This is a genomic window from Thomasclavelia sp., assembly GCF_017889095.1.
Classification (GTDB): domain Bacteria; phylum Bacillota_I; class Bacilli_A; order Erysipelotrichales; family Coprobacillaceae; genus Thomasclavelia.
Genome location: NZ_JAGHEW010000237.1, coordinates 1 through 6,517, shown reverse-complemented (window position 1 = coordinate 6,517; position 6,517 = coordinate 1). Strand labels below are relative to the sequence as shown.

General features: G+C 31.1%; 8 protein-coding genes. 1 reads left to right on the top strand and 7 read right to left on the bottom strand.

Features of this window, described 5'->3' with window-relative positions:
* The coding region (locus tag J7M77_RS10275) for a pyridoxamine kinase (RefSeq protein ID WP_296878175.1) at positions 1–802 on the bottom strand (802 nt) is incomplete at its 3' end.
* A gap of 144 nt (positions 803–946) precedes the next feature.
* Here J7M77_RS10275 and J7M77_RS10270 point away from each other — a divergent pair.
* Positions 947–1,546 (top strand): peptidylprolyl isomerase, encoded by a 600-nt coding sequence (locus J7M77_RS10270; protein WP_296878173.1) that lies wholly within the window; start codon positions 947–949, stop codon positions 1,544–1,546.
* Positions 1,547–1,576: 30 nt separating this feature from the next.
* Here the strand turns inward: J7M77_RS10270 and J7M77_RS10265 are convergent, their stop codons facing one another.
* The 6 genes from J7M77_RS10265 to J7M77_RS10240 form a co-directional block, all read right to left on the bottom strand.
* Entirely contained in the window at positions 1,577–2,470 is an 894-nt protein-coding gene (locus J7M77_RS10265; RefSeq protein ID WP_296878172.1) for a haloacid dehalogenase-like hydrolase, read from the bottom strand.
* Positions 2,471–2,589: 119 nt separating this feature from the next.
* Entirely contained in the window at positions 2,590–3,372 is a 783-nt protein-coding gene (locus J7M77_RS10260; protein ID WP_296878170.1) for a PHP domain-containing protein, read from the bottom strand.
* The gene (locus J7M77_RS10255; protein WP_296878168.1) at positions 3,372–4,199 is read right to left on the bottom strand and encodes a histidinol-phosphatase; all 828 of its coding nucleotides are present in this window, start codon (positions 4,197–4,199) and stop codon (positions 3,372–3,374) included. The genes J7M77_RS10260 and J7M77_RS10255 overlap by 1 nt, the downstream gene beginning before the upstream one ends.
* Before the next feature lie 78 nt (positions 4,200–4,277).
* A complete protein-coding gene (locus J7M77_RS10250; RefSeq protein WP_296878163.1) occupies positions 4,278–5,297 on the bottom strand; it encodes an ABC transporter ATP-binding protein in 1,020 nt (339 codons plus the stop codon).
* Complete coding sequence (locus tag J7M77_RS10245) at positions 5,297–6,097, bottom strand: ABC transporter permease (protein WP_296878161.1); 801 nt, start codon at positions 6,095–6,097, stop codon at positions 5,297–5,299. The genes J7M77_RS10250 and J7M77_RS10245 overlap by 1 nt, the downstream gene beginning before the upstream one ends.
* A partial coding sequence (locus tag J7M77_RS10240) for an ABC transporter permease subunit (protein WP_296878159.1) occupies positions 6,097–6,517 on the bottom strand: 421 nt, incomplete at its 5' end. The genes J7M77_RS10245 and J7M77_RS10240, both read right to left, overlap by 1 nt.

Sequence of the window (6,517 nt, the reverse complement as noted above, 5' to 3'; positions counted from 1 at the left end):
TTAAAAATGGTTCAAAACACAAGCCTAAATGATTATGAGCCCCTATTTTTTGACTATATTCAATGCATTTACAAGCAAAATCAGCCGCTTTTTGAACACAGGCAAAAAAATCTAATCCATTTGCATAGCTTCCGGCAATAATACCACTAATCAAATCACCGGTACCACTGCGATCTTCACCAATACGCTTTACTTTAATCAATTTAGATCCTAGACCTTTATCATAAGCAAAATTAACAATTTCATCATTTACATTGATTCCCGTTACAACAACTTTTTCCGGTCCTTGTTTTACTAGCTCTTTGCACATCTGCTCAATTTTATCAAAATCAATTTTATCACCAAAATACTCAATTTCAAGTAATGCACATAATTCTGTTAAATTCGGTGTCATAATTGTTGCATAGGGAATTAATTCGCGCATCTTACTTTGCATTTTAGGTGTATAGGTTGGATATAATTTGCCATGATCACCCATTACAGGGTCAATTAAAACAAATGTTTTATCCTGTTTAAAACTTTCAATAAAATCAATAACAATGTCTATTTGTTTATCAGAACCTAAAAACCCGGTTACGATTCCATCAAAGCTAACATTCATTTTTTTATATGTAGAAATATAATCACTCATTCGATCAGTATAATCATCAAAATAATATTCAGGATGATATGTATTTACTGATAAAATTGCTGTTGGAACAAAGACACATTCAATTCCTAAAGCTGATATTAAAGGCAACTGAACAGCAACCGAACAGCGACTAAAACCAGTCACATCATTTATTAAGCCAATTCTTTTCATCATTATCCTCCTTGATTGTCATCTATTTTAACATAAAATAGACCATTTTTATCATGACAGTTTTTAATTTTTTTTATGGACAATTATTATCTGTTTTAGTTATAATAAAAAAGATCAAAGATTAATTGAAAGGAAAATAGATTAATGAAGAAAATATTTAAAATATTGACTGTTTTTATCCTAGCTTTGACAATTGCTGGTTGCAGCAAAGATAGTGGTAGTGAAAGTAATAATGAAGATTTATTAAGCGGTAATCACCGTATTGAAATTGATGTTAAAGACTATGGGGTAATTAAAGTCGAATTACAGGCAGACGAAGCTCCAATTACGGTAACTAATTTTATTAAATTAGCTAAAGATGGTTTCTATGATGGTTTGACTTTTCATCGGGTCATTGAAGGATTCATGATCCAGGGTGGTGATCCTGATGGCAATGGTACTGGAGGATCTAAAGAAACAATTAAAGGTGAATTTAGTAATAACGGTGTTGAAAATCCATTAAAACATACTCGTGGTGCTATTTCAATGGCGCGTTCAAGTGACTATGATAGTGCCAGTTCCCAGTTTTTTATCGTTCAAGAAACTGCCAGTCATTTAGATGGTGACTATGCTTGTTTTGGCTATGTTTATGAAGGAATGGAAATTGTTGATCATATTGCTGCTAATACTCCCGTAACTGATAATAACGGTACGGTCGAAGCTGCAAATCAGCCAGTTATCAACAGTATTAAAGTAATTGATTAAAAAACTATGGCAAAAATGCCATAGTTTTTATTAACGATTAATTGAAGAAGCAATTTTATGATATGTCCAGCGTTTACCACGAATTGCAATTGATAAAGCCATAATATTTTCAGGAATAGCCATTCCACACCATCCTGCATCACCAATATGTTGAATATCAACACCACAACGTTTATTAACGATTGCAATTTCTCTAATTGTCTGTTCATCAGCACCTTCTTGGCTAGTCCCAATTGCACTTAATGATAAGGCACCATGTTCTTTAATAAACTTACAAGCTTCAGTTAATGTTTGTTCACTTAATCCTGGTACAGTATTAACAGCTGGCATCAAGATAACATCAGCACCCGCTTCGATAAATTCTTTAATACTGTCTAAATCAACTAATGGTTCATCTACCCCAGCTGCATGCATTTTTCCAGCAATAATTAAACCATCAAAGTTTTCTTTAGCAACTTTGATACATTTAGCGATTGAACTATTAGTAACGCCGGTTCCTGGATTACCAGTTAAACAAATAAAATCAAATCCCAATTCTTGTGCTTTTATAATAGTATCTTTGCTTGCTTGTCTACCAGCAGCAATTTCATGACGAGTTTCCATCATCTTAGCATCTGGATCAATTGGTTCTAAGTTACATCCAATTGGTCGTCCCACTAATCTTTTTAATTCTTTTACTGGTTCATCGGTATTATCAATTCCATTAATGATTGGATTATTGCAATCAAAAACGTTTAATAAAACCATATCTGAACCAAAAGAAACTGCTAGTTCAGCGTTAGTTAAATCACCTAATAAAGGTGGAATAGCAACTACGGTTTCGGTCATTACTGTTCTACCTTCACACGCTAAAATTGACTGCTTTAACTCTTTTCCATTCATTGCTAAAGCTTCACTTGTCGTACAATTTAATAATCTTTTCATTTCGTTTCCTCCAATATTAATACATAAATATATTATAACGCTTTCATCTTTAAAATAAAATATTTTAAGCTGATTTTTAGATAATCTTAATAACAAAAAAAGAAGCCCAAATTAGCTTCTTATAAAATTTCATGAATATCTTGTAAAAACACTAAATCCAAACCAGTTAATATTTCTAAGCAATCATCAATGCGCTTTTTTTCTAATAAAGTAGCTGGATGATGAGCATCATAGCCAAAACATACTTTATTTTCCTTAGTTACATGTTTAAAAAATTCTAGACAAGGATATGCGTATGCCATCTTGTCTTCATAATACAGCTTACCATATCGCAAGCCATTTAAGTTAATTTCTAAAACTGCATGGTATTTTTCAGCTGCGGCAACAATTATTTTGGCTGCTTCATCACACTTAGCACTCCAACTACGACGACCTAATCTAAAAAAATCCGGATGCGCAATATATCTAGTCAAACCGACTTCTAAAGCTCGTTCAATTTGTTTAGCGTAAACAATCACATCTTCATCATTATTAAAATAATCATAATTATATCCTTCATCATAGCGATAATGCTGTCCGACAATCATAAAATCACAGCGTTTTTTCATTTCTAATAAATAATCTTTCTGATTTTCAAAATACTCTATTTCAAAACCAACTAGAACTTCAATTTGATCTTGATATTTTTCCTTTAAAGCATACATTGTCGTTAAATATTCATCAACTGCACTATTTGGCATTCTTTCACCAGGAATTTCAAGCTTAGGATAGGCAATATGCTCACTAAATCCAATTGTTTTCATCCCAGCATCAATAGCCGCCAGAATATATTGTTCATCTTTACCTATAGCATGATTACATCGTGAAGTATGAGTATGAATATTAAAATTTTGTTTGATCATTATTTTAAAAACTCCTCAATTTTTCTTTCTACAAAACCATCATTAGTAAGTTCCATCATTGTCTGAAAACCGCATGTTTGAATTAAAGCTAATGCCTCATCATAATAACAATCTAACATTTCTTTATTATGACAATCGCTATTTAAACAAATTTTACCACCATGATCATAAATATACTTAAGTAATAAATGATGTGGATATGGTGTTTTTCTTTGTCCTCTTGCAATTGCACCAGTATTAACTTCAAAGATTTTTTTCTTTTCCAATAATTTATCAATACATTGATAAGCTAATTTTAAATATTCTAATTCATCAAATTTAATAAACTCTTCATCTTCATTAAATTTTGTAAGTAAATCAATATGACCAACAATATCAACTTCATCATCTAAAACTATTTTTTCTACTTCTTCAAAATAACTTTTAGCATAATTTAAAAAACTGCCAAAATATGTTACAATTTCTTGAGTAACATCTTTACTTTCATCAACCGCTAAATAACGATCCCCCGCCTTAACAAAATGAACACTGCCGATAATATAATCATAAGGTTTTCCTTTGATAAAATGTTTTCCTAAAACATCTTGTTCAATTCCTAAAAATATCTTAATTCGATCTTGATACTTTTCTTTGACCCTTAAAACATCTTCAAGATATTTTTGCGTATTTATTTCATCCATAGAATAATTATCAACATTTCGACAATTACCATGACCAGAAAATCCTAAAGTTGTAAAGCCCTTGGCGATTGCTGCTAAGACCATTTCTTCAATCGTATCATTACCATCACAATAAATTGAATGCGTATGTAAATTTTGTTTTATCATCTTTTTTCCTTCCTTTACTATTTTTCTTATTATAACATAAAAGACTCTTTAATCGATAACGATTAAACAGCCTTACTTTTAATCTGTAATTGATAAGATATTATGCGGTTCAATCCCAACGTATACCTTGGTACCTTCATCAAATAAAGTAAAACTTCTAAATAGCACTTCAGATTTAAAAGTAACATCACCACTAGTTAAAGTATATCTTAATACATTTCCTCTTGAAATGTAATTTTCAACTACTGCTTCAAAGACATACATATCTTTTTCTTTGATTGGTTCTGTTTGTAGATGAATAGTTTCTGGTCTAATTGCATAATAACCATCACCAAATTGTTTTTCTGGTAATAAAGTATTTAACTGTTTTTGATTTAAAATATTATAATGACCAATAAATTCGGCAGCAAATTTAGAAACCGGATGCGTGTATAATTGAACCGGATTGCCACTTTGTTCAATGATTCCGCCATTCATTAAATGAATTTTATCCGACATGATCATCGCTTCATCCTGATCATGAGTAACGAAAACAGTGGTAATTTTTAATTCTTTTTGGACTCGTTTAATTTTTTCTTGTAATTCTCGTCTTAATTTAGCATCAATAGCACTTAACGGTTCATCCAATAATAATACTTTTGGTTCATTAACTAGTGCTCTGGCAATAGCAACCCTTTGCTGTTGTCCACCGGATAATTGATTTGGATAACTTTTTTCTTTGCCTACTAAATCAACCATTTCGATAACTCGTTTTACTTTTTCTTCAATTTCTTGTTTATCAACTTTAGCTATCTTTAAACCAAAAGCAATATTTTCTTCAACATTCATATTTTGAAACAACGAATATTGTTGGAAGACCATCCCAATTCCTCTTTTTTGAACTGGTACATCAGTAATATCTTGACCATCTAAAATAATTTTCCCCGAACTGATTTCTTCTAATCCCGCTAGAGAACGTAATAACGTTGATTTCCCACAGCCGCTTGGTCCAAGCAACGTTACCAGTTCTCCTTTTTCGATATTTAAATTAATCTTTTTTAATACTTGATTTTGACCATCATAGCTTTTGCAAATATCTTTAAATTCAATATAAGCCATTAAGCTTTCCTCCTTTTTGTAACTGCTTTATTTTGAATGATCAACGTAAAAGTTGAAATAAGCATTGTTGTAATAAATAAAATCACGATAATTGCACTTGATAACTGTCCCGATTTAGACATTGTCTGATATAAATAAATTCCGGCTGTTTTATAAGCACTTCCAGCAATCATATTGACAACTACGAAATCAGCAAATAACATTGTAAAAGCTAACATCATCGTCGAAATGATCCCATTTTTCATTTGGGGAATAACGATTGTAAAAAAGGCTCGCAGTTTAGAACAGCCTAGTACCTGAGCTGCTTCAATAACACATTTTACATTGATCGCACTAATAGTATTTTTTAAACCACGATATGTATATGGTAAAATAATGATACAATAAGCCCCCGATAGCAAGAAAAGTCGATTTGATAAAAAGCCAGGTCGCCCTGAATATAAAGAAATAATCCCGACTGCTAAAATGACTCCTTGAATGGCATAAGGAATATTACATAGTATTTCCACATATTTTTCTAATTTTGGCATATATAAAGTCATCACATATAAAACCAAAAGAATTGCAATACTGCAAATTAATACCGGGATAAAAGAAATAATAATTGAACGCAACAATGAATTAATAAAGACACCATCTTTAAATATTTGAACATAAAAATCTAATGTAAATCCGGTTGGTAAAACATTCATCCATTCTGTAAAAACAGAATACAAGAAAGTTAGTGCTAATGGTACAATTAAAAAAGCAGCAACTATAAATATAACTAAACCATCTATAAAATGCGTTTTTAATTTCATTACTGAATCCCTCCTGCTCTTTTTTGCAGCTTATTAGTAACAACAACTGAAATAACCATCAATGCCATCATTACTAATGATAAAGCACAGCCAAATTCTTGATTTTGAACTACTTCACCGACAAACTGCTGGGAAATGCGAATTGGTAAAAGTGAAATATTATTACTAAGCAAAGCATAGGCAGTTCCATAAGCTGCTAGTGAATTGGCAAATAATACTGAAAAAGTTCCTAAAATACTTGGCAATAAAGAAGGAATTGCTACTTTAAACCAGTAATGAAAACTATTTCCACCAAGTAAGTTTACTGCTTCTTTCCATTCTTTTTTTAAAGCTTTAAAAGCCGGTAACATTAATAATGTTCCAAGTGGTATTTGAAAATAAATATAAGTAAGCAATAAACCATTAATCGTATATAAATCA

Bases quoted from the DNA above. Each gene is read 5' to 3' on its own strand.
- J7M77_RS10265 (WP_296878172.1), bottom strand. From the start codon at position 2,470: ATGAAAAGATTATTAAATTGTACGACAAGTGAAGCTTTAGCAATGAAT.
- J7M77_RS10250 (WP_296878163.1), bottom strand. From the start codon at position 5,297: ATGGCTTATATTGAATTTAAAGATATTTGCAAAAGCTATGATGGTCAA.
- J7M77_RS10245 (WP_296878161.1), bottom strand. From the start codon at position 6,097: ATGAAATTAAAAACGCATTTTATAGATGGTTTAGTTATATTTATAGTT.
- J7M77_RS10255 (WP_296878168.1), bottom strand. From the start codon at position 4,199: ATGATAAAACAAAATTTACATACGCATTCAATTTATTGTGATGGTAAT.
- J7M77_RS10270 (WP_296878173.1), top strand. From the start codon at position 947: ATGAAGAAAATATTTAAAATATTGACTGTTTTTATCCTAGCTTTGACA.
- J7M77_RS10260 (WP_296878170.1), bottom strand. From the start codon at position 3,372: ATGATCAAACAAAATTTTAATATTCATACTCATACTTCACGATGTAAT.